Genomic DNA, 25154 nt, shown 5'->3' on the forward strand with positions numbered 1-25154 from the left:
GATGCTGGGGCATGTTGGCACGGGGCAGGATCACGCGGCGCGGGCTACTGGCGGGGGGGCTGTCGGCCGTCGCCGGGCTGGCCGCCGCCGAGGCACCGTCCGCGGTTCCCCGGCCCTTGCTGCGGGGGGCCGTCGAGGACGAGACGCCCGCCGCACTCCTCGGCCCGCCCGAGGCGCGGCCGATCGCCCGGCAGGAGATCGAGGCCCTTATCCAAGACGCGGGGCTGGAGGGGCAGGTCGCCGTGGCGCTGGTGAACATGCGCGACGGGACCATGGTGGCGTCGCAGGACGCGCAGGCGGCGTTCCCGCCCGCCTCCGTCACCAAGTCGCTGACGACGCTTTATGCTCTCGATGCCCTGGGGCTCGAGCATCGGTTCGCGACGCGCCTGCTCGCGTCGGGGCCGGTGGTGGACGGGCGCCTGCAGGGGGACCTGATCCTGGCCGGGGGAGGGGACCCGGAGCTCACCACCGACCGGCTCGCCGAGCTTGCGGTCGCGCTCAGGGATGCGGGCCTCACCGAGGTCGGCGGCTTCCGCGTCTGGGGCGGCGCTCTGCCCGAGCTTCGCGAGATCTCGACCGAGCAGCTGCCGCATCTCGACTACAACCCCGCCATCTCGGGCCTGAACCTCAACTTCAACCGGGTCTATTTCGAATGGGAGCGGGCGGGCGCGGACTACCGCGTCCGGATGGAGGCGCTGGGCGACAACCATCGCCCGGACGTGACCATCGCGCAGATGCGCGTGGAGCCCCGGACCTTGCCTGTCTACACCTACACCCGCGCGGGGGCGGCGGACCTGTGGACCGTGGCGCGCGACCAGCTTGGCGCGGCGGGGAGCCGATGGCTGCCAGTGCGGAGCCCGGCAATGTACGCCGGGCAGGCCTTCGTGGGGCTCGCCAACGAGCAGGGGCTGGTGCTGCCGGCGCCGGAGGTCATCGCGACCCTGCCCGCCGGGGCGACCGAGATCGCCCGCATCGAGAGCGACCCCCTGGAGGACGTGCTGCGGCGGATGCTCCTGCATTCGACCAACCTCACCGCCGAGGTGGTGGGCCTCGCGGCGAGCCTGGCGCGGGGCCTCGCCCCGACGACGCCGGCCGAATCCGCCAGGGCCATGACACGCTGGCTGCGCGACGCCACGGGCGCCCGGGTGCATCTGGTGGACCATTCCGGCCTGGGCAGCGAAAGCCGCGTCTCGGCGCAGGAGATGGCGGTGGCGCTGGCCGCGCGGGGGGTGATGGAGCGGCTCCGGCCCCTGCTCAGGAACATCGCCCTGACGGATTCGGGGGGCGACCCGCTCGCCATGCCGCCGGGCCTCGTGCGGGCCAAGACGGGGACGCTGAACTTTGCCTCGGCGCTGGCGGGCTACGAACGGACGCTGGCCGGAACGGATCTGGCCTTTGCCTACTTCTCGGCGGATCTGGAGGCGCGTGCCGCGGCCGCCGGATCGCAGGACGAGATCCCCGAAGGGAGCCGCGACTTCCTGGCCCGGTCGCGGAGGCTGCAACAGGTGCTCCTCCAGCGGTGGGGTCTTTCGGCCGCCTGAGGGGCCGCGACGGCCGCCGCCCGGGACCGGGCAGCGGACCCTGTCAGATCGTCTGGAAACGCGCCCGGGCGCCCCGTTCGATGGCGGCGGCGTGGAGACGGTCGATGTCGAGCTCCTCGCGGATCTCCTCGAGGATCTGCCCTTCGGGACCGGTGATGAAGCCGTCGGCGGCGGCGACGTCGCAGGCCAGGGCGTAGGCCGTTTCCCAGAGACGTTCGGGCAGGTAGCGGTGGACCAGCTCGAAGAGCCGGTCGAGCCCGTCGTCCTCGTTCATCAGGCGCATCATCATCGGACCCATATCCTGAAGCTTGGCCTGGTCGTACTGGGCGAAGACGGGAAGGTTCTCGATGAGGTTGGTGATCTGCACGAGCTCGGCCGTGCGGATGCTCCCGTCGGCCACGGACACGGCGAGCATGATCGCCACAAGCGCGTCCTGAGGGGAAAGGATGGTGTTCTCGGGCATGGGGGGCCTTTCTGGGATCGGGGTCAGGTTTATTGACGCCGGGCCACCCCGGCAATAGGGAGGCCCCCGTTCATTCAAGGAGCGCAACTCATGTCCTCTCTCCGCGACGCGGCGATGGTGTCCAAGGCCTGGCCCTTCGAGGAGGCGCGCGCGCTGCTCAAACGGGTCGAGAGCGGCCCGCCCAAGGACCATGTGCTGTTCGAGACGGGCTACGGGCCATCGGGCCTGCCGCATATCGGCACCTTCGGCGAGGTGCTGCGGACGACCATGATCCGCCGCGCCTTCGAGGTGATCTCGGACATTCCCACGCGGCTCGTGGTGTTCTCGGACGACCTCGACGGGATGCGGAAGGTGCCGGAGAACGTGCCGAACCTGGAGATGCTGCGCCTGCACCTGCAGGAGCCGCTGACCACGGTGCCGGACCCGTTCGGGGAATATCCGAGCTTTGGCCACCACAACAACGCGATGCTGCGGCGGTTCCTGGACACCTTCGGGTTCCAGTACGAGTTCGTCTCGGCCACCGACTTCTACCGTTCGGGCGCCTTCGACGAGACGCTCCTGAAGGCGGCGGAGCGGTACGACGCGATCATGGAGATCATGCTGGCCTCCCTGCGCGAGGAGCGGCAGCAGACCTATTCCTGCTTCCTGCCGATCCATCCGGAGACGGGCCGCGTGCTTTACGTCCCGCTGAAGGAGGTGAACGCCAAGGAGGGCACCATCACCTTCGACGACGGATCGGGGCGGGACTGGACGCTGCCGGTGACGGGCGGGCATGTGAAGCTGCAATGGAAGCCCGACTTTGGCGCGCGCTGGGCGGCGCTGGGCGTGGACTTCGAGATGTACGGCAAGGACCATTCCACCAACACGCCGATCTATGACGGCATCTGCGAGGTGCTGGGAGGCCGTGCGCCCAACCACATGGTCTATGAGCTGTTCCTGGACGAGGTGGGGGGCAAGATCTCCAAGTCCAAGGGCAACGGCCTGACCATCGACGAGTGGCTGGAATACGCGGCGACGGAGTCGCTGTCCTATTTTATGTACCAGAAGCCCAAGACGGCGAAGCGGCTGCACTGGGACGTCATTCCCAAGAACGTGGACGAGTATCACCAGTCGCTGCGCGCCTACCCCGCGCAGGACGAGGCCGGAAAGCTCCAGAACGCGGTCTGGCACATCCATGGCGGCAACCCGCCCGCCTCGGACATGGTGGTGCCCTTCGCGATGCTCCTCAACCTCGCTTCGGTCGCCGGAGCCGAGGAGAAGGAGACGCTGTGGAAGTACCTGCGCCGCTACGCGCCCGAGGCCTCGCCCGAGACGCATCCGGGACTGGACGCGGCGGCAGGCCATGCCGTGCGCTACTTCCAGAACCATGTGAAGCCCACGCGGGTCTTCCGGGCGCCTTCCGAGAAGGAACGCGCGGCGATGGAGGATCTGGCGAACCGGCTGCGCGCCTGGGACGGACCCGCCGACGCGGAGGCGCTCCAGACCGTCGTCTTCGCCGTCGGGAACGAGCACCAGTTCCAGCCGCTGCGGGACTGGTTCAAGGGGCTCTACGAGGTCCTGCTCGGCGCCTCGGACGGGCCTCGCTTCGGGGGCTTCATCGCGCTCTACGGGGTCGACGAGACGATCCGGCTGATCGACGGCCGCCTCGGGGCCGAGCAGGCGGCCTGAGCCCGTCCCGGGGTCGCCCGGAAGGGGGACCCTTGGCGGGACCGGGTCAGGCCGATCCCCGAAGGGACCACCACGTGCCCCAGCGGCGCGTGAGGCCCTCGGCGTCGCCGGCGAACAGGCGGCGCCCCAGCGGGACCACCTGGGCCATCAGCTCCGCATGACGGACGGTGGCCAGGTCCTGCGCCTCGGACCGCAGGGCGGGGGACAGGTCCGCCGCGTCGAGCCGTTCGCGGAACACGGCCAGGTCGTTCACCTGGCCCAGCATCTCGCCCAGGTCGTCGGCGGCCGAGATATGGGGATCCATCATCCCGGCCCAGAGATGGCGGAGGAGGCGGGCCTGATACCAGTGGTCCTTGGTCCTCTTGCGCCATTCATGGAGCGCCTCGGGATCGGGGTCGCGGCGGGCGGCCTTCATGGCCTTGCGCGCGGCCTCCCAGGTCTGGACCAGCCCCGGCTCGAGCGCGTCCCAGCCCTCCTTCTTCAGGCGCCAGCCCTCGCTCCGGCTGACGAGCGAGGACATCGCGTCGGCGAACGGGGGCAGCATCTCGGCCTCGGCGCGGGCGTCGTGATGACGGGCCGCCTCGCGGAACGGGGCCAGCAGGGCCGTCCGGCGGTCGTCCGGCAGGGGCTCGGTCAGCCGTTCGGCGGTGGACAACTGCACGGCGGCGTCACGAAGGGCCGACAGCCCGCGCCCGGCGTCGCGCAGCACCGCGTTCTCGGCGCCGGCGTGCGGAAAGACGGGGCGGACGAGACGCAGCAGGCCCCGCAGCTTCTTGACCGTCTTGCGCATCGCGTGGACGCGAGGCCCCAGGTCGCCGTCGCCGCGCACCTGGGCCAGCGCGCCCTCGGCCTCCTCGCGGGCGATGCGGCGCAGGGCCGCTTGGACGGATTCGTCCTCGGGCAGGATGGCGTAGGGCATGAAGGGTCCGAATGGCGCGTTGGTCGTGAAACTTATTTGCGGTCCCGGTCGTGTCAGACAAGTGACAGCGCCCCAACCGGAGGACACCGCCATGCGCCCCCTGATCACCCTGGCCCTGATGACCCTGCCGTTCGCGGCCGCCGCGCAGGACGACGCCGACCGCGCCGCCATCGAGGCGGTCATCACGGACCAGCTGGCCGACTTCAACGCGCGCGACGTCCAGGGCGCCTGGGGCCACGCGAGTCCCTCGATCCAGGGAATCTTCGGCACGCCCGAGAACTTCGGCCGCATGGTCGAGCAGGGCTATCCGATGGTCTGGACCAACAGCGACGCGGATTTCCTCGAACTGCGCGACGAGGGTGGCGAGCTGCACCAGAAGGTCATGGTGGACGACGCCGAGGGCCGGGCCTGGATCCTCGATTACGACATGATCGAGCTGCCCGAAGGCTGGAAGATCGACGGCGTCCAGGTGCTCCCCGCGCCGGACGTGACCGCCTGAGACTGTGACCTTCCTGCGGTCGATGTCCGGGTGCTGCGCCGCAGCGCTGGCCCTTGGCGCGGAGCTTCGGGCATAAGGGCCGCATGGATGCCCCGGACCTGACCGCCCGCCTGCCCAGCCCCCCCCAGCCTCCGCGCGCGAGGGGGGAGGTGGCCGTGACCGTCCGGCGCGACGGACCGGTCATGCGGCTTCGGCATCTGAGGCAGCAGGGGTCGCTCAAGGCGCTGTTCCCCCGGTCCGGAGGCGAGGCGCTGGAAATGGTCACGCTCAACACCGCGGGTGGGCTGACCAGCGGCGACCGCATGAGCCTGGAGGCGACAGCCGAGGCCGAGGCGCGGCTCCTCCTCACGACGCAGGCGGCCGAACGGGCCTACCGCGCCGCCGGCGATCCGCCCGCCCGGGTCGAGGCGCGGCTCGGGGCGGGCGAGGGCGCCCGGATCGACTGGCTCCCGCAGGAGACCATCCTTTTCGACGGCGCGCGGCTCGACCGCAGGCTGTCCGTCGATCTCGCGCCCGGGGCGACGGCGCTCCTTGTGGAGCCGCTGATCTTCGGGCGGCTGGCCCGCGGGGAGCAGGTCCGGAGCGGCCGCCTGCGCGACCGCTGGGAGGTGCGGAGGGACGGACGGCTCCTGTTCGCCGACGTCCTGCGGATCGAGGAGGACATGGCCGCCACGCTGGATCGGCCGGGCGTCGCGGCGGGCGGGCGGGCGATGGCCTCGCTGCTGTTCGCGGGCGACGCGGCCGGGGGGCACCTTGCGGCCGTGCGTGCCCTTTTGCCGGGCAGCGGCGGCGCGAGCCTGATCGAAGACGGGCTGCTGTTCGTGCGGATGGTGGCACCGGATGGCTTCGCCTTGCGAAGCGTGCTGGTTCCCATCATCCTGCGCCTGACGGGCGCGGCCCTCCCTAAAGTCTGGAAACTCTGATGCAGCTCACCCCCCGCGAGAAGGACAAGCTTCTCATTTCCATGGCGGCCGAGGTCGCACGGAAGCGCCTGGCGCGCGGCGTCAAGCTGAACCACCCCGAGGCGATCGCGCTCATCACCGATGCGGTGGTCGAGGGGGCGCGGGACGGCCGCTCCGTCGCCGACATGATGGAAGCGGGGGCGCAGGTCGTCACGCGCGGCCAGGTCATGGAAGGCGTGGCCGAGATGATCCACGAGGTCCAGGTCGAGGCGACCTTTCCCGACGGCACGAAGCTCGTGACCGTGCACAACCCGATCCGCTGAAGGAGCCCGCCGATGATCCCCGGAGAGATCGTGACCGCCGAGGGCGACCTCGTGCTGAACCAGGGCCGCGAGGCGATCACGCTGATGGTGGCCAACACCGGCGACCGTCCCGTGCAGGTGGGATCGCATTACCATTTTGCCGAGACGAACCCGGCCCTGGACTTCGACCGGGCGGCGGCACGGGGGATGCGGCTCGACATCGCGGCCGGGACCGCCGTGCGGTTCGAGCCGGGGCAGCGGCGCGAGGTTTCGCTCATCCCTTATGCGGGCGAGCGGGTGGTCCATGGCTTCAACGGGCAGGTCGGGGGCCGCCTGTGAGATCGTTCGCGGCGGCGCTGGTCCTTCTCGCCGCGCCGGCGGCGGCGCAGGAGGCGGATTGCAGCACGCTCATCACCCAGGCCGATCTCAACGCCTGTGCCGTGGATTCCTGGCAGGCGGCCGACGCCGACCTGAACGGTGCCTATCAGGCCGCCGTGGCGCGGGCGCGGGTCTTCGACCGGGATGCGTGCAAGACCGGGGCCACGCCGGATGCGGAAGCCACCCTGCGCGACGCGCAGCGCGCCTGGGTCGCCTATCGGGATCCCGCCTGCCTGGCGCAGAGCCGGTACATCGAGTTGGGGTCGGCCTATCCGATGGTGTATTACGGATGCCTGGAAGGGCTGACGCGCGACCGCACCGACATGCTTCGGGACTATGCAGGGGAATGAGATGAATTCATACCAGCCTTGGAGGTCCGCCTTCGCGTTCTGGTCGATGATGGCGCAGGCGCAGACCGTCGTGACGCTCCGGATGTGGGGCATGATGGGCCTTCTGCCGGCCTCGAAGCGCGAGAATCACACCATGGTCAGCGAAAAGGCCCCGGCTTTCGCCAAAGCCGCGGTGGCCGCCGGGGCCGCGGCCATGGCGGGCAAGTCGCCCGACCAGATCGCCGCGGCGGCGATCCGTCCCATCAAGCGCCGGACCTCGTCGAACGTGAAGCGGCTGACCAAGCCCAAGCGTCCGCCGCTCTCCTGAGCCCAGCGTTCCCCGGAAAGGATCCGTCGTGAAGGTGATCGTCGTCGGGGCCGGAATCGCCGGCCTGTCCTCGGCTTGGGCGCTGACCAAGCGCGGCCACCGCGTGACTCTGCTCGAGCAGGGGCCCGTGCCCAATCCGCTCGCCGCCTCGGGCGATCATCACCGGATCATCCGGCGGGCCTATGGGCGCGGGAACGGCTACGGCCGCATGATCACCGAGGCCTATGAGGCCTGGGACGAGATGTGGGGCGACCTGGGCACGACCCATTACGACCATCGCGGGTTCATGTGCATCTCCCGCGAGCCGGGGGACGAGGCGGAGGATTACCGCGACGGCCTGCGCGAGGGAGGGTGGCCCTTCGAGGTCTTCGATCCGGCCGAGGCGGCGGCCCGCTGGCCGTTCCTCGAGCCCGGGACGTTCCGTTATGCCATCCTGTCGCCCGAGGGCGGCGCGCTGCATTGCCGCCGCATCGCCTCGGACCTGGCCGCCTGGCTGCGCGCCAACGGCGCGGAGATCCGGGACGGCGTGCGCGTCACGGCCGTGAACGCCGAGCGGGGCGAAGTCCTTCTGGCCGAGGGCGAGCCTCTCCATGCGGATCGGGTCGTCGTCACGGCGGGCGCCTGGGTGACGAAGCTGTTTCCGGACCTGGCCGGGCGGCTTAGCACCTATCGGACGGCGCTGGCCTACCTGGAGCCTCCGGCGGATCTCAAGGCGGCCTGGGACGCCGCTCCGGTGATCCTCGACGTGGGCGGGGACACCGACGGCTACATCATCCCGCCGACCGGAGGCGGTGGCCTGAAGTTCGGCACGGGCCGGCACAAGGTGCCGTCCGCCGACGCCGACATGGACCGTGCGCCCTGGCCGGACGAAGGACGCGCGATCCTGCGCCACTTCGCGCCGCCCATGGCACGGCTGGACGATTACCGCGTCGCAAGCGTCGTGACCTGCGCCTACACCTTCACCGCGGACGAGCGGTTCACGTCGCTCGCACGGGGGCGCTGCCTCGTGGTGTCGTCCTGCTCGGGCCATGGCTACAAGTTCGGCGCCGCGGTGGGCCGGCGGGTGGCCATGGCGGTGGAGACCGGAGCGCACGACAGCCTCCTGGCCTGGCTGGAGGCGCGCGCCGCCTGAGTTCAGGCGGCCTCCCGACCGCATTTCGGCGCCTGCCTCAAAAGCAGGCGCTCTGCCGCCGACAGGTCAGGAGTGACGCGGTTTCCCGGAGGTCCGGCGGCCCGGGCCTTTGACAAGTCCGGCCACCCGGGGCCTTGTGGGCCCGCACGACCCTACGGAGTCCTCCATGCCTGCCATCATCTCCCGCCGCGACTACGCCGCCATGTTCGGGCCCACCACGGGCGACAAGGTGCGGCTCGCGGACACCGAGCTTTGGATCGAGGTGGAGCGGGACCTGACCACCTATGGCGAGGAGGTGAAGTTCGGGGGCGGCAAGGTGATCCGCGATGGCATGGGGCAGTCGCAGCGCGGGCGGGCCGAAGGGGCGGTGGACACCGTCATCACCAACGCCCTGATCCTGGACTGGTCCGGCATCTACAAGGCGGACATCGGGCTCAAGGACGGGCGCATCCACAAGATCGGCAAGGCGGGCAACCCCGACACCCAGCCCGGCGTGGACATCATCGTGGGCCCCGGGACCGAGGCCATCGCCGGCGAGGGGCGCATCGTCACCGCCGGGGGGATCGACAGCCACATCCACTTCATCTGCCCCCAGCAGATCGACGACGCGCTGCATTCCGGGCTGACCACCATGATCGGCGGCGGCACCGGCCCGGCGCATGGTACCCTGGCCACCACCTGCACGCCGGGGCCGTGGCATCTGGGGCGCATGATGATGGCCGCCGATGCCTTTCCGATGAACCTGATGTTCGCGGGCAAGGGCAACGCCTCGCTGCCGCTGGCACTGGAGGAGCAGGTCATGGCCGGGGCGGCCTGCCTCAAGCTCCATGAGGACTGGGGGACGACGCCCAAGGCCATCGACACCTGCCTGACCGTGGCGGACGACCTCGACGTGCAGGTGATGATCCACACCGACACGCTGAACGAATCCGGGTTCGTGGAGAACACGGTGGCGGCGATCAAGGGCCGCACCATCCATGCCTTCCACACCGAAGGCGCGGGCGGGGGGCACGCGCCCGACATCATCAAGATCTGCGGCGAGTCCTTCGTGCTGCCGGCGTCCACCAACCCCACGCGGCCCTTCACGGTGAACACGGTGGACGAGCATCTCGACATGCTCATGGTCTGCCACCACCTCGACAAGTCGATCCCCGAGGACGTGGCCTTTGCCGAGAGCCGCATCCGGCGCGAGACCATCGCGGCCGAGGACATCCTGCACGACATGGGGGCGTTCAGCATCATCGCCTCGGACAGCCAGGCGATGGGCCGGGTGGGCGAGGTCATCACGCGGACCTGGCAGACGGCGCACAAGTTGAGGGTGCAGCGCGGGCGGCTGGCCGAGGAAACGGGCGCGAACGACAACTTCCGCGCTCGCCGCTACGTGGCCAAGTACACGATCAACCCGGCGCTCGCGCACGGGATCGCGCACGAGACTGGGTCGGTGGAGGAGGGCAAGCGCGCCGACCTCGTGATCTGGAGCCCCACCTTCTTCGGCGTGAAGCCCGAGATGGTGCTGATCGGCGGCACCATCGTGTCGGCGCAGATGGGCGACCCCAACGCCTCGATCCCCACGCCGCAGCCGGTCTATTCGCGTCCCATGTGGGGCGCCTACGGCCGCAGCGTGGAGCGGAGCGCGGTGACCTTCGTCTCGGCCGTGGGGCATGACGCGGGCATCGGGCGGACGCTGGGGCTGGCCAAGGACACCGTCGCGGTGCGGAACACGCGGGGCCTGTCCAAGGCGGACCTCAAGCTCAACGATGCGCTGCCCAAGGTCGAGGTGAACCCCGAAACCTACGAGGTGCGCGCCGACGGGGAGCTGCTGACCTGCGAGCCGCTGGACCGTCTGCCGATGGCGCAGCGTTACTTCCTGTTCTGACCGATCGGACGGCCCCATGACCCTTTCCAGCAAATTCCTCGGCCTTCTTGCGATGGCCCTGGCCGCGGCCCCCGCCTGGGCGGCCCCTTGTCCCTCTGCGGCGGACCTCGTGGCCGGCATCCGCGTGACACGGGCCGACGGCGTTGCCACGACCGTCCGGGCGACCGCCGATCCTGTCGTCCTGCGGGTTCGGACGGACCGGCCGGACGGTGGGCACGTCACCCAGGCGATGGCCTGGGGGTTCTTTGATCTGGAAACCCTCGAGGGCAGCGCCGGCGAGGCGCAGGGTTCGATCGATTACGGGGTCATCGGCTCCAAGCTGCCCCATCCCTCGCCCGAGTCGCGGTTCACGTTCCCCCGCGTCCGCTACCTGGGGGAGGGTGAGCCATTCGAGGTCCGCGAGGTCTACGAGATGGGACCCTGGGAGAACGTGACCCTGGCGGGCTGCCCCTTCCGGGCCTTCGAGATCACGCAAACGCAGGACGACCCCGTGGCGGACGGGGGCGATGAGCCCGTCGAGGAGGGGGAACCCGCGCGGGCGTGGCTTTATCTCATGGACCTGGGCTTTGCGGTGGACCTTTGGCGCACCTCGCCGGAGGGGCGCGCGCCGGCCGCCGACATCGCCGCCATCGAGGCCGTTCCATGACCGACCTCCCCCCGGCCCGAGGGTTGCGCCGGTCCCCGCTGCCCGTGGCGCCGCATGGCTCGGTGACGCTGGCGCATGATGACCGGCTGCTCCGGCGGCGGCGGCTCGTGACCGCGTCGGGCGAGGGATTCCTCGTGGATCTGCCGCAGACCACCGGTGTCGAGGACGGCGACGCCTTCGAGCTCGCGGACGGGCGGCTCATTGCCGTGGTCGCGGCGGCGGAGCGGCTTCTTGAGGTGCGCGGCGACCTGCCCCGGCTGGCCTGGCACATCGGCAACCGCCATGCGCCGTGCGAGTTGCTTGGCGACCGCGTCCGGGTTCTGGCCGATCCGGTGATGGCGCGGATGCTGAAGGGGCTCGGGGCCGAGGTGGCCGAGGTCGTCGCGCCCTTCCGGCCGGAGGGGGGCGCCTACGGCGAAGGTCGCGTGATGGGACATTCCCACGGGCACGCGCCCGAGCACGATCATCGGCTCGGGATCGGCAGTCTCGGGCATCACGAGCCTTCGCATGGGCATGGCCACGACCACTGAGCCCGATGCCGGGCTCGGACCCTTGCAGCTTCTGACGCTGGCGCGCTGGCTGTCGCCCGCGTTCCCGACCGGGGGGTTCGCCTGGAGCCACGGCCTGGAGCAGGCGGCGCGCGACGGCACGGTGCGGGATGCCCCCACCCTGGAGGATTGGCTTAATGCCGTGCTGCGGCATGGGGCCGGGCGAACCGATGCCATCCTGATCGGGGCGGCGCACCGGGCCGGGGAGGGCGACCTTCGCCACCTCGCCGACCTCGCCAGCGCGCTCGCCCCCTCGCGTGAACGACGCGCCGAGGCGGCGGGCCAGGGCGCGGCTTTCGCCGGAACCTTGCGCGCGCTTCATGGCTGGACCATCCCCGACATGCCGTTTCCGCTGGTGCTCGGACGGGCGGCGCGGCTGGGCGGGCTGCCCGCGCGCCCGGTGGCCGAGGTCGCGCTGCAGGCCTTTGCCACGACGCTGGTGCAGGCCGGGCAACGGCTGATGCCGCTGGGCCAGACGGCGGCCCAGGGCATCCTCCTGCGGCTTGCTCCGACCTGCGCCGACGTCGCCGGGGCGGTGGAGCTTGGACCGGACGAGATCGGGTCCTGCGCCGTGGCCATCGACCTTTGCTCCATGCGGCACGAGGTGCTGGAGCCCCGCATCTTCCGGTCCTGACGGCCGGCCTTGCCCATCCCTGATCAACGGATTCACGCCATGCACGACCATTCGCCCCACGGCCCGCTCAAGATCGGGATCGGCGGTCCGGTAGGGGCCGGAAAGACGACGCTGACGGCTTCGCTGGCCCGGACCCTGAAGGACGAGCTGTCCCTCGCCGTCATCACGAACGACATCTACACCCAGGAGGATGCCGAGGCGCTCATGCGGATGCAGATCCTGCCGCAGGATCGGGTCCTGGGCGTCGAGACGGGCGGCTGCCCGCATACCGCCATCCGGGAGGATGCCTCGATCAACCTGGCCGCCGTGGCCGAGCTTCGGTTCCGCCACCCGGACCTGGACCTCGTGCTGATCGAGTCCGGCGGGGACAACCTGTCGGCCACCTTTTCACCCGAGCTTGCCGACCTCACGATCTACGTCATCGACGTCGCGGCCGGCGAGGAGATCCCCCGGAAAGGGGGGCCGGCCATCACGCGGTCGGACCTGCTGGTGATCAACAAGACCGACCTCGCGCCTTATGTCGGCGCCTCGCTGGAGGTCATGGAGCGCGACGCCCGGCGGATGCGTGGGGACCGCCCGTTCCTGTTCGCCAGCCTGCGCCACGGAAAAGGGGTGCCCGAGATCGTGGCGCACCTGAAGGCGATGGGCGGGCTCTGAGGCCCGTTCACCATTCGGTGGAGGCGATGGGGTTCGCGTCCCCGCCCTCCTCGAAGGCCTGCGCAAAGGCGTCCGACCCGATGTAGTCCAGGACCAGCGCCGCTCCGGTCTCGGTGTCCGGGTCGAACCCGTCCGCCTGCGGCGTCGCGAGGAAGGCCTCGATGGCGGCGACGGTGGCCTCGGTCCAGGTGCCATCCGCCGGCCCTTGCAGGAAGCCCGCCTCCGTAAGGTTGACCTGCAGGTGCGAGCGCTCCTCCCGCGAGAGGTCCATGAAGGCCCAGGACAGAGGCGTGTCGAAGGGGGCCATCCCTTCCAGCTTCGGAGCTTCGTCCGACGAGGTGAGCTGTGCGTCCTCTATGGCCGCCTCGATCTCATCGGACGATGGGGCGCGTTCAAGGGAGGGGCGATCGGACCCGCCCGTGTCGGGCTCGAGGATGCGACTGTTGGCCACTTCGGCCGGGAGGTCGATCTCCCGCTCCGGGCGAATCGGCGGGATCAGGGACGGACGGGACCGCTCGGTTATTGCACCCTCGGAGGTCGGCCGCGGTTCGGTGGAGCCTGCCGTCTCGTTTGACGCCCGGGTGGTTGCGGACCGTGCCCTTTGGTCGAAGACCTCCATCGAGATCAACAGCCGCTCGGCGATGCAGGACTGGTCCCTGCCACAGGCCTGACGGCGGACGAGCAGGTCGTCCGCGATGCGCCGGGCTTCCCGTTCCCCGATCCGGGCCGCCAAGCTCTGGTAGGCGGCGAACATCTGAAGTTCCAGCTCTGCCAAGGCCGGGCTGCCGCAGATCGTGAGTTCGGTTTCCGTGCTCGCGTAGCGGCAGTCGAACGAGGGGAGGACCTGAGCGTGGCCCGCACCCGGCCAAGCGGCGGAAAGGAGCAAAAGCGCGGCAAGGCGGGTCATGGAGCCTCCGTTTCCCCTGAAACGTCCGGGGTGGCCGGGCGTTCCGCCAGGGCAGCGGGATCAGGCGCTTCGATCCGGATCGGAGCGCCCGACGGCGGCATCGCTGGGTCGGGACGGATCGTCGCTTTGGGAAAGCCCGAACAGCAGTTCTTCGATCATGGAGGCCAGCACGGTGTCGGAGATCCCGCCTGACCGACGCCCCACGACCTCGCGCCAGATCCGGACCGCCTGGGGGAGGTCCTCCGCAACCGCGGCCGGGACCGGGACCGGTTCGGCAGGAACCGAAGGCGTCGGCAGAGCGGGCTCGCCGACGTCTGCGGGCAGGTCGCCAGGGGCCGGTCCTGGGGCAGGCCGGATCGCATACTCGTCGGGCAGCCCGGGCGGGTTGCCGAAGGCCTCCGCCTCGTGGCTGTGGTCTGCCGGCTCCTCCCGAACGGAGATCCAGGCCGGATCAGGATGCGCGATCAGATCCTCCAGGCTGCGGATCGGGGTCGGAGCCTGAGCTTCCACCTCGGGCGGCGCCGGGACGGGGCGGACCTGCGCCGGTTCGTCGGGCTCCCGGGCCAGCAATGACCGGCCGCCGTCATTGTCAGGGAGCGCGACCAGAGCTGTCGCCCCGAAACCCGATCCTCCGGCGTCGTACGTGACACGGGCGTCAGGTTGCGACGGCCCGGCGGAGACATAGCGGCTGAGCAGCGTCTTGCGTTCGTCGGAGATGTCCCGAAGCGCTTGCCGGACTGCATCCTCGAGCGCCGCAGCGCCGCTGGCCGTTCTGGCCTCGCTCCCGACCATGGCCCGGTGAGGGCCACCACCGGCGGTCACGGGGCGGGCCAGCGGGATCAATGCGCCGAACAGACCCTCGGTCGCGCGACGGACGCGATGCGTGACTTCGGCGAGATCCTTCTCGGCCAGGAGGTCGGTGCCCGTCATCACGAGAAGGCTCCGCGCATGGAAGCGCTTGGGCAGGCTCAGCCAGGCCTGCCGTTCGCTGGCGCGCCAGGCGCGCGGGGCCGGGCTGCACCAGAGGATCAGGTTCGAGAACGCCGCCGCGCTACGCCACAGGTCCGGCCCGCCCGCCGGGTTCGACAGCCCCGGCGACTCGATCAGGTCGCAGTCCCGGAGCAGGGGCGCCGGGGTGAACACATGCAGATGAAGGGCTGACGCGGGCACACTGGCCAGATCGGCAAGGGCGATCGGATGCTGTGCGCCGTCCTGATCCACCCAGTGCGCGGCGGATTCCCCATAGCTGACGAGGATGGGCGGCGACTGGCTGGCCGTGACCGACACGGGCAGGAGAGGCTGGCCGAGCAGCAGGTTGGCGACGGTCGAGCGGCCGGAGTTTGCCTCGCCCATCAGGGCGATCCGGGGCTTGCGCCGGGCCCGGGCCGTCAGGCGCGACAGCTTCGCGTCGCTGATGAAGCGGGTGGTGTCCGTCATGGCCAGGATCCCTTCGTGGCATCAGGCATGGGCAGGGAGGGCCTTCAGGGAATCCGCGGCGGCCTGGATCTGCTGGCGCAGGACCTGTTGGCGGTCGGCTCCGGTCGCGGATCGAAGGGCCGTGCCGCTGGCCTGTCCGGCCCGCGCGAAGGCCACGAGATGCCGTCCATGCTCTTCGAGGAAGGCTTCGAGGGTCGAGCGCAGGGCCGATTCCGCGGCGCTGGCCAGCCCTTCCGTCTCGGCCAGGATTGCCGATGCCGCCTGAGCGATTCCGATGCGGTAGGCGGGTGCGAAGGCCTGCGCGCCCCGTCGCAGCTTGATCCAACGCTTCCACCAGCCGCCCCCGAGGTCCACGCGCACGGGCTGGCCGATCGCCTCGGGCGCGGGGAAAGGTGGCATCGCGGGCGGCGCGATGACCACGCCCCGGCCCGGGTCGCCCAGAAGGTCGCGGTACAGCCGGCTGGTGTCTTTGGCCGCGCTCCCCAGGATGTCGTCGCCGTTGGCGCGGAGATCGCGGGCAAAGGTCATGAAGGCGGCCCGGACCTGAACCCGCAGGCGGGTCGGATCACAGGTCCACTGACCCTCGATCCCGTAGACCTCGATATGCCTCAGCATCTCGGTCACCGTGCTTTCCACGAACTGGTCGGCGGCGGCGGCGAGGCGGGTCTTGAGCGCCTGCCGTGCCTCGGCGGAGTCGTGGCGCAGTTCGGCCAGGAGCTGCTGGGACATCGCCTTGAAGCGGGCCTGCACCTCCGGCTCGCCGAGGTTGAGGCCAGCGATGTCGTCGGACGGCACATCGCTGGCCGGCAGCGCCGCGAGTGACCGGGTGGCGACGACCCCGAGCTCGTCCCGAACCCGGTCCAGAACGCGCCGTGTCGGACCGGCCGACAGGCCATCCCCGATGGCGGCCAGCAGAGCGGGCAATCCGGACAGATGCCAGACGGACGTGCAGGGATCGGCGCCGTCCAGGACGGGCAGGTCCACCGCCCGCGCCCAGTCGAGCAGCCCCGCCTGTGCCCGCTCCGGCAGGTCGCCGGGCCGGCCGGACAGCGCCCCTTCGGCCCACAGCGCCGATCCGAAGACGATGCCGGCCAGGGGACCCACGCCCTGGGCCTGGAGAGCGGTCTCCAGGGCGGCGCGGATCTGCGGGACCTGCTCGGCGGGGGCGTCGAGTTCGTCCGTGCGGTTGACGAACAAGATGAGGGGCCGCCGCTCCTGCGGACCGAGCAGCCGGAGCAGCCCGAGGTCCACCGAGGTCAGCGCCTGCATCGCCGGCACCACCAGCACGCAGATCTCGGCCCCCCGGAGGCAGCGGAGAGTCACCTGCTCGCGCATGAGCGACGCCCCGTTGACGCCGGGCGTGTCCTGAAGCGCGAACGGGAACGGCAGGCCGGGGCGGGTCAGGTAAAGGTCGGCGGAGCGCACGATCCCGGCGTAGTCCACCTGTCCGGAGGCGGCCTCGGCCCCGTCGTGCCGCGCGCCCAGGTATCGCCGGAGAACGAGGGGATCCGCCTGGTCGTAGGTGTGCATCTGACCGAGCAGCAGGTCGAAGTTGCGGCCCAGCCGTTCCCGCATGGCCTGTCGCTGGGCAAGGATCTCGGCGCGGATGAGCTCGGGCTCCTCGCGGAAGTTGATCCGTTGCGCCAATTCGCCCAGCCGTCCGCGCCCGGTCAGCAGACGGTCCCATTCGTCACGTTCGAAGAACTGGAACGTCGCCTCGACATGCGGGCGGGGCGGGGGCCGGTTCAGGTGGGCCGTGGTGATTACGGCGGTGGTTGGCGTCGGCCCCGTCGGGAAAAGGCCCGGCACCCCCAGCAGGGCATTGACGACCGAGGTCTTGCCCGCGCCGACCTGACCCACGACGGTTATGGTGGCGGCATGGGTCCTCAGATCGTGGCCGAGCGCGCGCAGCCGGTCCTGACCGGTGCCGTCCGCCGCGGCCGCCAGCGTGGCGATGATGTCGAGCAGCTCGTCCCGTTCCTCGTTCAGCGCGCAAAGGGCGTCGCTGCCAAGGGCCAGAAACGCTGCCTCGGGTTTCCCGGCCATGGCTGGCCTGCGACCGGGCGCGCCGGCCGGATCCGCGATCACGCCCACGGACGTTGCTCCTGCCGGGTGATCCGGGTCGGGCGGCAGGGGCGGCCTGCGCCATCGGTCGCCGTCAGCCTGGCGCTTCTCACCTGTGATCCTCCTCCAGGCGCCGGCCGGACGGCGGGCGCTGATCGCACAAGGTCGAAAGCCGACCCCGTTCGGAGCAGGAATGATGAACGACCTTGAAGCCTGTTTGGCTCGAATCGTGTTTTTTCAGGGCGTGTGCTTCAATCTCGCGGCATTTCGCGATTGGCGCCAACATCGAAATGGTGTGACGCTCAGGCTGGCGCGATGGCCGATTGACGGATGGCCTGTCCCTGGACTTCACTGCCTCAGGGGAGTTGTCCCGGACAGGACATGACAGCGCGACTGCACCTGACAGATGTCGTCAGCCCGGGCGAGGGGATCGAACGATCCTCGCGCGCCGTGCTGGACGCGTTGCCCTCCATAGCCTTCGTCACCGATGCCGAAGGCGGCACCGTCTTCGCCAACTCGCGCTATCAGGACTACACGGGCCTGCCGATGGAGGCCCTGCTGGGCCACGGCTGGGCGCCGCTCGTGCATCCGGAGGACCGTGCCCGCACCGAGTCGGCCTGGCTCCTGGCCCTGCGCGACGGCGGGGGCGTCGAGGTCGAGTATCGGCTTCGCGGGGCGGACGGGCGTTTCCGCTGGTTCCAGGGACGCGTCGCCCCGCAGCGCGACCGGTCCGGCGGGATCCAGTTCTGGGTCGGCACCTGCACCGACATCCATGACCTGAAGACCGCCGAGGCCGCGGCGCGCGAAGCGGAGGCCTTTCTTCGCCTCGCGCAGGAGGCGTCGGGCGCCGGGACCTTTGCCTGGATTCCCGAAACGCACGAGCTGCACTGGTCCGCCGAGTTGAAGGCGATGTTCGGTCTGTCCGCCGACGCGGAGATGACGGAGAGCCTTTTCGAGGCGCGGATTCATCCTGATGACCGCGCCGCCACGAACGAAGCCGTGGCCCGCGCCTTCGATCCGGCCGGGGACGGCCTGTATCGGAACGAGTATCGCGCGCTCTGGCCCGATGGGACGGTTCGCTGGGTGGATGCCCGGGGCCGGGTCATCTTCGACGAGGTCGACGGCCTCCGGCGCGGCGTGCGGTTCATCGGGACCGTGCTGGACGTCACGGAGGCGCGTCGCACACGCGAAGCCCTGGCCCAGGCGCTCGAAAGCAAGGAGGCGCTGCTCTACGAGGTCAACCACCGCGTCAAGAACAACCTTCAGATGGTCACGAGCCTCCTGGCGATGCAGGCCAACCGCAGCCAGAACCCGGAGGTGCGCCGCCATCTGTCCGAGGCCCGGGCCCGCATCGGCGTCATGTCGTCCATCCACCAGAGCCTCTACACGTCGGGCGCGCACGGCGACGTGGACGTGACGGGATTCCTGAAGGGCCTTGCCGAGGATACGGTCGCCTCGCAGGGGAGCGGGCGGGTCGTTCTCGACTTCACGGACGCCGGCAGCGCCATGCTTCCGCTGGTCCAGGCCTTGCCCCTCGCGCTGATCGTCAGCGAACTGATGACCAACGCAATGAAGTATGCCTTTGCCGGGGGGCGGGGCGGAATGATCCGCGTTGCCGTCGGGACGGTGGAAGGCCAGCTCCAGGTCGAGGTGACGGACGACGGCATCGGGCTTCCCGAGGCGTTCGACATGAGGCAGTCGACCGGCGTCGGGATGCGGATCATCTCCTCGCTGGCGACCCAGCTGCGCGGCACGCTCGAGGTTGGCGCTGCCCGAGGGGCAGGGGCCTCCTTCACGATCCGGGTCCCGCTCGACGGCGTGGACCCCGCAGCGCCGGCCGCCTGACCTTTCCGTTCTTCGATCCCGCGCGGCGCCATCGTCCGCGGCCTTCGGGAGGGCTCAGGCCCGGCCCAGGACGTCGAGGATGCGTTCTGCGAGATCCTCGCCTCTGAACGGCTTGGCGACCACCATCTCCCCGTCCAGGGTCCGTTCATCCATGTGCCCGGTCAGGAACAGCACTGGCAGGTCGCCCCGTTGCGACCGGACCGCGTTGGCGAGGGTCAGCCCATCCGTGCCCTGCATGATCAGGTCGGTCAGGAGCAGGTTCACGGCCCCGCCCTGCGCGATCGCAAGGGCCTCGGTGGCGTCCGACGCTTCCAGGACCGAATAGTCCAAGTCGCGCAGATAGGCCGCCGTCACCGCGCGGGCGCGGTCGTCATCGTCCACGAGGAGGATCGTCGCCCCTCCGTGTCCCGCGGCAGCGGAGCCCAGCGTCGACGCCTGGGCGTCCACGTCCAATTGCGACCGGGGCAGCCGGATCAGGACCTTGGTGCCCTGGCCCGGTGTGCTGTCGATATGCACGGACCCTTGGTTGGCCAGGGCGAAGCCATGGACCTGCGCCAGGCCAAAGCCCGTGCCCTTGCCGGCCTCCTTGGTGGTGAAGAACGGCTCGAAGGCATGGGCGATCGTCCAGTCGTCCATCCCCGATCCCGTATCGGCGACGATGATCTCCACCTCGTCCCCCGGGCCACCGCCCGGGGCGCGGCCAATGGCGCCAGCAGAACGGTTGCGGGCGCTGACCGTCAGCGTGCCCCCCTCGGGCATGGCATCGCGTGCGTTGACCGCCAGGTTGAGCAGGGCCAGTTCGAGCTGCTGCGGGTCGGCCAGGACCGGCCAGACGCCTGCCTCGACGTCCATGACGCAGGCCACGCGGGGACCGACCGCATGGCAGATCATCCCGGTCAGGTTCGGCAGCATGTCCGAGGGACGGATGACCCGCAGCGTGGGGGCCTCCCGCCGGGCGAAGGCCAGCATCTGGCGCACGAGGGCGGCAGCGCGGTCGCCGGCCTTGCGGCCTTCCTCGATGATGCGCCGCAGGGCCTGATCGTCCACGCGCCGCTCGAGCAGCGAAAAGGAGCCTTGGACTGCGGTCAGGACGTTGTTGAAGTCGTGCGCCACGCCTCCGACAAGCTGGCCCAGCGCCTCCATCTTCTGGGCCTGGACGAGGTTGGTCTGCACCTCCTCGCGCCGCTTCACCTCGATCTCGGCAAGCCGTGCCGCTTCCATCAGCGATGCCGTCCGTTCGGCGACCCGGGCCTCGAGGTCGGTGTTCAGCTGGCGGAGCGCCTCGCGCGCCTCCACGGCGTCATGGATGTCGAGCCCCGCGCCGATCCACTGGACGATGCTGCCGTGGTCGTCGCGCAGGGGCGACCCCCGGAACAGGTGCCAGCGGTAGGTGCCCTCGGCGTTCCTGACCCGGTATTCGGCGGCGTAGGGCTGGCCGCTGCGCCAGCTTGCCTCCCAGGTCGCGGCGGCCCGGACGCGGTCGTCGGGGTGAAGCGTGTCCGTCCAGCTATCCCCCAGGAGCCTCTCGGCCTCTCCGCCGACATATTCCTGCATCCGGCGGTTCGTGTAGGTGTTCCGGCCTTCCCGGTCGGACACGAAGACCAGCGCCGGCATGGTCTCGGCGAGGTTGCGGAAGCGTGCTTCGCTGGCCTGCAGCGCGGCGCCGGCGCGGACCCGGTCCGTCACGTCCTGCGTGACCCCGAAGAGCTTGGCGGCCCGTCCGTCCGGCCCATAGGTGACGAGGCCGACGGCCTGCCAGTGCCGTCCCTTGCGATCTTCGAACTCCCACCGGCAGGTGCGTTCGCGCCGGGTCAGCGCCCCCGCCAAGGCGTCGTCCAGCCGGACCTTGCCGGAAGGGGCGAAGAAGTGGCTGTCCGCCACTTCGCAGGGCAGCTCCTGCGGATCGCAGCCGATCACGCGGGCCGCATTCGCGCTCCAGGCCAGGGTTCCGGCGGCAAGGTCGGCTTCCCAGATGAACATGTCGGCGGCATCGGTCGCGAGTCGGAGCCGCGTCTCGCTTTCGCGCAGGCGGTCCTCGGCCTCGCGGCGCTCGGTGATGTCGGCCACGAAGCCGACCATGCGCTCGACGCGCCCGTCGGGCCCACGGAAGATGCGCCCGATGTCGGAGACCCAGAGGAGGCGCCCATCCCGGTGCCGCACCCGGTACTCGCTGCGGAAGGCGTCGCCCGAGGCGAGCGCCGCCACGACGGCGCTGTCGAACATCGAAAGGTCGTCGGGATGGATGTGCCGACGCCAGCCGTCCCGCTTGCCTCCGATCTCCTGGGGCGTCCAGCCGATCAGCTCCTGGAGGGTTTCGCTCCGGAACACGCCGTCCGTGCCGGGGACGAACTCATAGAGCATCGCGCGGGCCGCCGACTGCGCCACGGCAGCCCGTTCCAGGGACCGCGCGAGAGCCGTCTCCGCACCCTTCCGGTCGGTGATGTCCTCAATGACCGACACGAAGTGGTCCGGCCGGCCGCCCATGTCCTGAACCAGCCCGACGGTCAGGTTGACCCAGACGATGCCACCCGCCTTGGTGACGTACCGCTTCTCGAGGCTGTAGGCCTCGCGCTCGCCCCGGATCAGCGAACGGACCTGGGCGAGGTCGGACTCGAGATCGGCGGGGTGGGTGATGGCCTGGAACCCTCCCGCCAGCAGGTCGTCGCGGTCATGACCCGTGATCGCGCAGAACCGGCCATTCACCTCGAGGAAGCGCCCGTCCAGGGCCACCCGCGCGATGCCGACGCTCACGTTCTCGAAGACGCCGCGAAACCGCGCCTCGTCGGCGGCGGCGGCGCGGGCCTGGGCGTCCTTGACCTCGGTGATGTCCTCGACGGCGCCCACGACCTGCGTCGCCCGCCCCTCGGCGTCGAAGATCGGATACGCGAGGTCGCGCACATGGCGCAGGGAGCCGTCCGGCCGTATGATCCGGTATTCGCAGCGCGTGGCCTCGCCCTGTCGCTGCCGTTCGAGGGCGGACCGGACCTTGGCGCGGTCGTCGAAGTGCACCGAGGCCATGAACGCCTCGGGGTCCTCCTCGAACTCCTCGGTCCCGCGGCCCCAGACGGAGGCATAGGCCGGACTAAGGTAAAGCACGCGCCCTGTCAGAAGGTCGGTCTGATAGAAGACCTCCTTCACCGTTTCGGCGATGAGTCGAAAGCGTTCGGTGGCTGTCTTGAACTCGGTGACGTCGCGGGAGACGCAAAGCAGGCGCTCTGGCGCCCCATGGGCATCGCGCACCGGCGTGACCGCCACGTTCCACCAGCGCCCGCGCCCGGTGGGGCTGCGGTGGAAGCCCACGAACCGGCCGGTGCCGCCTGCGCGGGCCGCGTCCAGGGCGGCCTCGGCCGCCAGGTGGAACCCGGTGGCGCGCCAGCCTTCGGCCCAGGGGCGTCCCAGCACGGGGCCGGGGGATTCGACGTCCAGCGCCACAAGCCCGGCGGCGTTGACGGAAACCACGCGGCCATCCAGCGACAGCGTCTTGACGCAATCGGCCGTCGCGTCGATCAGCCGCGCGGCGAATTCCTCGGCGCTGTGCCGGTCCGCGGCCTGCTGTTCGGCGGCGGCGGACAGTGCGGCGGTCCGGGCCGCCCCTTCGCGCGTGGCATCGTCGATGTTGGTGGCATGCCCGACCCAGCGCATGACGCGTCCGTCTTCCCGCAGGGGCGTGGCGCGGACCAGGTGCCAGGCGTAGTCGCCCTCGGCCGACCGGAGCCGGTACTGGATCTCGTAGGGCTCGCCGGTGGCGACGGCACCCGCCCAGGCCCGCGCCGCCCCGGGGCGGTCCTCGGGATGCAGGCCGTCGAGCCACCGTTCCCCCAGCCAGGACTCGGCGGGCAGGCCGGTGAACTCCTGGACGCGGCGGTTGGTGAAGATGCAGGAGCCCTGCGGGTCGCAGACGAACACCAACGCGGGCAGGCAGTCGGCCAGGGCACGGAAATCGACCTCGCCCGCCCATTGATGCGCGGGCTTCCCCGATCTCGACTTTCGTTCAGGCGGCAGGTCCTGGGAACTGGGCACAATGATCACCGATGTTGGTCAGCGAAGCCGACCGTTACCTCCGCATTATCTATGAAATGGGTACAGTGGCGGCAAGCAGCCGTTCAAGCCGAGGTTGCCGGTCGGCACCCGGACGCATCGGCGGGGACCGCTCCGGCTGCTCCCGAGGCCACCGGAGGCCGGGCCCGCACGTGAACCGGTGGGATCGTCCCGGCAAGGTAAGACCTTGCTAACCTTGACGAATGATTCCGGACGATTTCCGCGGCTTTGGGGCGCCCCCTTAATCGCGCGTTAGAGGCTGGGCGCGACTGGTAAGGCATTGCGGAAGCCATCTTCGCCGGGCCACCGCCATCAACGCCAATAAGAGAAACCTCATGCGCCTGACGCTCAAACTGAAGTTGGCTGGAACCTTTGCGGTCCTGGTCCTCCTGTCCGCCGGCGGGTCGTTCGTGGCCCTCCAGAACATGAACAACGTCACCGGCACGACGACCGACCTCATCACCGTGGACGCCGAACGGGCCGGCCTGATGCAGTCCATCATGGTCAACCGGCTCAAGCTCCAGCTCGAGATCCGCGAATACATCCTCACGTCGGATGCCGCGGAACGGGCCAGCATCAAGGAGCGGATCAGCGCGCTCCGCGACGCCCACGACCAGTTGCGCGAGGAGCTGGACCAGGTGCTCGGTGCGGACGTCAGGGAACGCATCAAGGACTATGACGCGCTCCGCACCCAGATGCGGGACATCAACAACCACGTCCTGGAGCTCCTGGACGCCGGGCAGGCCGAAGAGGCCATCCGCATCACCACGACCGATGGCGAGGATACACTCAAGCAGACCATCGCGATGCTGGATGACCTCGTCGCCACCGACCACAAGGAGATGCGGGCGGAGATGGCCGCCACCTTCGAGCAGGCCGACCGCGCCGACCAGATCATCATCGGGCTTCTGATCGCGGCGGGCCTTCTGGGCGCACTGAGTGCGTTCTGGAACATCCGCGCGATCTTCCGGGCGCTGGAGCGTGCCGTTGGCCTCGCCGACAAGGTGGCCGCCGGGGACCTGAGCGAGACCGTGACCGTCAAGGGCAACCACGAGGTCAGCGATTTGCTGCGTCGTCTCAACACCATGGTCGAGCGTCTCCGGGTCGTTGCCGGCGGGGCCGGTGAGAACGCCCGCGGCGTCGCCGGCGGATCGGTGGAACTCGCCAGCTCGGCCCAGCAACTGAGCCAGGGCGCCACCGAGCAGGCCGCCGCGACCGAGCAGGCCTCCGCATCGGTGGAACAGATGACCGCCAATATCCGGCAGACGGCGGCCAACGCCACGGAGACCGAGTCCATGGCGGCACGGTCCGCGACCGATGCGCGCGCGTCCGGTGAGGCTGTGGCCGAGGCCGTTGCGGCCATGCGGACCATCGCCGAGCAGATCGGGGTCGTCCAGGAGATCGCCCGTCAGACCGACCTCCTGGCCCTGAACGCCGCCGTCGAGGCTGCCCGGGCCGGCGAGCACGGGCGCGGCTTCGCGGTCGTGGCCTCGGAGGTGCGCAAGCTCGCGGAACGCACGCAGGCCTCGGCTGCCCAGATCAGCCAGTTGTCGGCCCGGACGTCCCAGGCCGCCGAGGCGGCAGGACAGCGGCTGGATCACCTCGTGCCCGATATCGAGCGGACGGCCAGCCTGGTCGCGCAGATCAGCACCGCGAACCAGGAGCTCGCGACCGGCGCCGCGCAGGTGAATCAGGCGATCCACCAGCTGGACCAGGTCACCCAGCAGAACTCGTCTGCCGCAGCCGAAGTCTCCCGGACGGCGGAGGGTCTGGCGGCCCAAGCCGAGTCCCTCCGTTCCGCGGTGGCGTTCTTCCGTCTGGGTCCGGATGCGGTTCAGGTCGCGCCACCCGCCGAGCGTCCCACGCGTCTGCCGTCCAGCCCCGTTCGCCCGGTTGCCCCGCCAGCCGCCGATCTGGGGGCAGGGGGCATCTCCCTCGACCTCGGCGAGGATGCGCTCGATGCCGAATTTACTCGGGTTCGCCGGGTGGGCTGATCCAGCATCCGGCCGCCCGTCGCTTCTCGTCCTGCCGGGGTGGGGCA

At 70.3% G+C, this 25154-nt stretch carries 22 protein-coding genes; 16 read left to right on the plus strand and 6 right to left on the minus strand.

What is annotated here, in order from left to right:
• Positions 1–11: 11 nt before the first annotated feature.
• Positions 12–1541, plus strand: coding sequence for a D-alanyl-D-alanine carboxypeptidase/D-alanyl-D-alanine-endopeptidase (locus J3P31_RS00620; protein ID WP_210526251.1), 1530 nt, complete (start codon positions 12–14; stop codon positions 1539–1541).
• Between the two features lie 43 nt (positions 1542–1584).
• Here the strand turns inward: J3P31_RS00620 and J3P31_RS00625 are convergent, their stop codons facing one another.
• Positions 1585–2004 carry a tellurite resistance TerB family protein gene (locus tag J3P31_RS00625; protein WP_210526252.1) on the minus strand — a complete coding sequence of 140 codons (420 nt, stop codon included), beginning with the start codon at positions 2002–2004 and terminating at the stop codon, positions 1585–1587.
• Between the two features lie 90 nt (positions 2005–2094).
• On the opposite strand from J3P31_RS00625, the gene J3P31_RS00630 reads away from it, so the two are divergent.
• Positions 2095–3672: a lysine--tRNA ligase gene (locus J3P31_RS00630; RefSeq protein ID WP_210526253.1), complete on the plus strand. Its 1578-nt coding sequence runs from the start codon at positions 2095–2097 to the stop codon at positions 3670–3672.
• A 46-nt stretch (positions 3673–3718) separates the two neighbouring features.
• Here the strand turns inward: J3P31_RS00630 and J3P31_RS00635 are convergent, their stop codons facing one another.
• The gene (locus J3P31_RS00635; RefSeq protein ID WP_210526254.1) at positions 3719–4591 is read right to left on the minus strand and encodes a CHAD domain-containing protein; all 873 of its coding nucleotides are present in this window, start codon (positions 4589–4591) and stop codon (positions 3719–3721) included.
• 91 nt (positions 4592–4682) lie between these two features.
• On the opposite strand from J3P31_RS00635, the gene J3P31_RS00640 reads away from it, so the two are divergent.
• The 12 genes from J3P31_RS00640 to ureG all read left to right on the plus strand — a co-directional run bounded on the left by J3P31_RS00640 (position 4683) and on the right by ureG (position 12822).
• A complete protein-coding gene (locus J3P31_RS00640; protein ID WP_210526255.1) occupies positions 4683–5090 on the plus strand; it encodes a DUF4864 domain-containing protein in 408 nt (135 codons plus the stop codon).
• Between the two features lie 83 nt (positions 5091–5173).
• Positions 5174–6013, plus strand: a complete 840-nt coding sequence (locus J3P31_RS00645; RefSeq protein ID WP_210526256.1) for an urease accessory protein UreD — start codon at positions 5174–5176, stop codon at positions 6011–6013.
• The gene (locus J3P31_RS00650) at positions 6013–6315 is read left to right on the plus strand and encodes an urease subunit gamma (RefSeq protein ID WP_210526257.1); all 303 of its coding nucleotides are present in this window, start codon (positions 6013–6015) and stop codon (positions 6313–6315) included. Before J3P31_RS00645 ends, J3P31_RS00650 begins: the two co-directional genes overlap by 1 nt.
• A 12-nt stretch (positions 6316–6327) precedes the next feature.
• Complete coding sequence (locus J3P31_RS00655; RefSeq protein WP_210526263.1) at positions 6328–6633, plus strand: urease subunit beta; 306 nt, start codon at positions 6328–6330, stop codon at positions 6631–6633.
• On the plus strand, positions 6630–7022 hold the full coding sequence (locus tag J3P31_RS00660) for a lysozyme inhibitor LprI family protein (RefSeq protein ID WP_210526265.1): 393 nt from the start codon (positions 6630–6632) through the stop codon (positions 7020–7022). Before J3P31_RS00655 ends, J3P31_RS00660 begins: the two co-directional genes overlap by 4 nt.
• A 1-nt stretch (position 7023) precedes the next feature.
• The gene (locus tag J3P31_RS00665) at positions 7024–7329 is read left to right on the plus strand and encodes an antifreeze protein (protein WP_210526267.1); all 306 of its coding nucleotides are present in this window, start codon (positions 7024–7026) and stop codon (positions 7327–7329) included.
• A gap of 28 nt (positions 7330–7357) precedes the next feature.
• Entirely contained in the window at positions 7358–8461 is a 1104-nt protein-coding gene (locus J3P31_RS00670) for an NAD(P)/FAD-dependent oxidoreductase (RefSeq protein WP_210526268.1), read from the plus strand.
• Between the two features lie 166 nt (positions 8462–8627).
• Positions 8628–10337, plus strand: coding sequence for an urease subunit alpha (gene ureC / locus J3P31_RS00675; RefSeq protein WP_210526270.1), 1710 nt, complete (start codon positions 8628–8630; stop codon positions 10335–10337).
• 16 nt (positions 10338–10353) lie between these two features.
• A complete protein-coding gene (locus J3P31_RS00680) occupies positions 10354–10983 on the plus strand; it encodes a hypothetical protein (RefSeq protein WP_210526272.1) in 630 nt (209 codons plus the stop codon).
• Entirely contained in the window at positions 10980–11513 is a 534-nt protein-coding gene (locus tag J3P31_RS00685) for an urease accessory protein UreE (protein WP_210526273.1), read from the plus strand. The genes J3P31_RS00680 and J3P31_RS00685 overlap by 4 nt, the downstream gene beginning before the upstream one ends.
• Positions 11497–12165, plus strand: coding sequence for an urease accessory protein UreF (locus tag J3P31_RS00690; RefSeq protein ID WP_210526275.1), 669 nt, complete (start codon positions 11497–11499; stop codon positions 12163–12165). The genes J3P31_RS00685 and J3P31_RS00690 overlap by 17 nt, the downstream gene beginning before the upstream one ends.
• A 39-nt stretch (positions 12166–12204) precedes the next feature.
• On the plus strand, positions 12205–12822 hold the full coding sequence (gene ureG, locus J3P31_RS00695; RefSeq protein ID WP_210526277.1) for an urease accessory protein UreG: 618 nt from the start codon (positions 12205–12207) through the stop codon (positions 12820–12822).
• A 7-nt stretch (positions 12823–12829) separates the two neighbouring features.
• Here ureG and J3P31_RS00700 read toward each other — a convergent pair whose 3' ends face one another.
• The 3 genes from J3P31_RS00700 to J3P31_RS00710 are packed head-to-tail and all read right to left on the minus strand — an operon-like array spanning position 12830 to position 17260.
• Complete coding sequence (locus J3P31_RS00700; RefSeq protein ID WP_210526279.1) at positions 12830–13729, minus strand: hypothetical protein; 900 nt, start codon at positions 13727–13729, stop codon at positions 12830–12832.
• Between the two features lie 60 nt (positions 13730–13789).
• Positions 13790–15166, minus strand: coding sequence for a hypothetical protein (locus tag J3P31_RS00705; protein WP_210526280.1), 1377 nt, complete (start codon positions 15164–15166; stop codon positions 13790–13792).
• 21 nt (positions 15167–15187) lie between these two features.
• Positions 15188–17260 (minus strand): dynamin family protein, encoded by a 2073-nt coding sequence (locus J3P31_RS00710; protein WP_210526282.1) that lies wholly within the window; start codon positions 17258–17260, stop codon positions 15188–15190.
• A 351-nt stretch (positions 17261–17611) separates the two neighbouring features.
• On the opposite strand from J3P31_RS00710, the gene J3P31_RS00715 reads away from it, so the two are divergent.
• Positions 17612–19075, plus strand: a complete 1464-nt coding sequence (locus J3P31_RS00715; RefSeq protein WP_210526284.1) for a sensor histidine kinase — start codon at positions 17612–17614, stop codon at positions 19073–19075.
• A 54-nt stretch (positions 19076–19129) separates the two neighbouring features.
• Here the strand turns inward: J3P31_RS00715 and J3P31_RS00720 are convergent, their stop codons facing one another.
• On the minus strand, positions 19130–23095 hold the full coding sequence (locus J3P31_RS00720) for a PAS domain S-box protein (protein WP_210526286.1): 3966 nt from the start codon (positions 23093–23095) through the stop codon (positions 19130–19132).
• 353 nt (positions 23096–23448) lie between these two features.
• On the opposite strand from J3P31_RS00720, the gene J3P31_RS00725 reads away from it, so the two are divergent.
• Positions 23449–25107: a methyl-accepting chemotaxis protein gene (locus tag J3P31_RS00725; RefSeq protein ID WP_210526288.1), complete on the plus strand. Its 1659-nt coding sequence runs from the start codon at positions 23449–23451 to the stop codon at positions 25105–25107.
• Positions 25108–25154 lie beyond the last annotated feature (47 nt).

The organism is Rubellimicrobium arenae (assembly GCF_017916275.1).
Lineage (GTDB): Bacteria > Pseudomonadota > Alphaproteobacteria > Rhodobacterales > Rhodobacteraceae > Rubellimicrobium > Rubellimicrobium arenae.

Coding starts and splice junctions, on each gene's coding strand:
- J3P31_RS00725 (WP_210526288.1), top strand. CDS start 23,449: ATGCGCCTGACGCTCAAACTGAAGTTGGCTGGAACCTTTGCGGTCCTG.
- J3P31_RS00665 (WP_210526267.1), top strand. CDS start 7,024: ATGAATTCATACCAGCCTTGGAGGTCCGCCTTCGCGTTCTGGTCGATG.
- J3P31_RS00715 (WP_210526284.1), top strand. CDS start 17,612: ATGACAGCGCGACTGCACCTGACAGATGTCGTCAGCCCGGGCGAGGGG.
- J3P31_RS00690 (WP_210526275.1), top strand. CDS start 11,497: ATGGCCACGACCACTGAGCCCGATGCCGGGCTCGGACCCTTGCAGCTT.
- ureG (WP_210526277.1), top strand. CDS start 12,205: ATGCACGACCATTCGCCCCACGGCCCGCTCAAGATCGGGATCGGCGGT.
- J3P31_RS00620 (WP_210526251.1), top strand. CDS start 12: ATGTTGGCACGGGGCAGGATCACGCGGCGCGGGCTACTGGCGGGGGGG.
- J3P31_RS00705 (WP_210526280.1), bottom strand. CDS start 15,166: ATGACGGACACCACCCGCTTCATCAGCGACGCGAAGCTGTCGCGCCTG.
- ureC (WP_210526270.1), top strand. CDS start 8,628: ATGCCTGCCATCATCTCCCGCCGCGACTACGCCGCCATGTTCGGGCCC.
- J3P31_RS00650 (WP_210526257.1), top strand. CDS start 6,013: ATGCAGCTCACCCCCCGCGAGAAGGACAAGCTTCTCATTTCCATGGCG.
- J3P31_RS00630 (WP_210526253.1), top strand. CDS start 2,095: ATGTCCTCTCTCCGCGACGCGGCGATGGTGTCCAAGGCCTGGCCCTTC.
- J3P31_RS00645 (WP_210526256.1), top strand. CDS start 5,174: ATGGATGCCCCGGACCTGACCGCCCGCCTGCCCAGCCCCCCCCAGCCT.
- J3P31_RS00640 (WP_210526255.1), top strand. CDS start 4,683: ATGCGCCCCCTGATCACCCTGGCCCTGATGACCCTGCCGTTCGCGGCC.
- J3P31_RS00635 (WP_210526254.1), bottom strand. CDS start 4,591: ATGCCCTACGCCATCCTGCCCGAGGACGAATCCGTCCAAGCGGCCCTG.
- J3P31_RS00680 (WP_210526272.1), top strand. CDS start 10,354: ATGACCCTTTCCAGCAAATTCCTCGGCCTTCTTGCGATGGCCCTGGCC.
- J3P31_RS00685 (WP_210526273.1), top strand. CDS start 10,980: ATGACCGACCTCCCCCCGGCCCGAGGGTTGCGCCGGTCCCCGCTGCCC.
- J3P31_RS00700 (WP_210526279.1), bottom strand. CDS start 13,729: ATGACCCGCCTTGCCGCGCTTTTGCTCCTTTCCGCCGCTTGGCCGGGT.
- J3P31_RS00655 (WP_210526263.1), top strand. CDS start 6,328: ATGATCCCCGGAGAGATCGTGACCGCCGAGGGCGACCTCGTGCTGAAC.
- J3P31_RS00625 (WP_210526252.1), bottom strand. CDS start 2,004: ATGCCCGAGAACACCATCCTTTCCCCTCAGGACGCGCTTGTGGCGATC.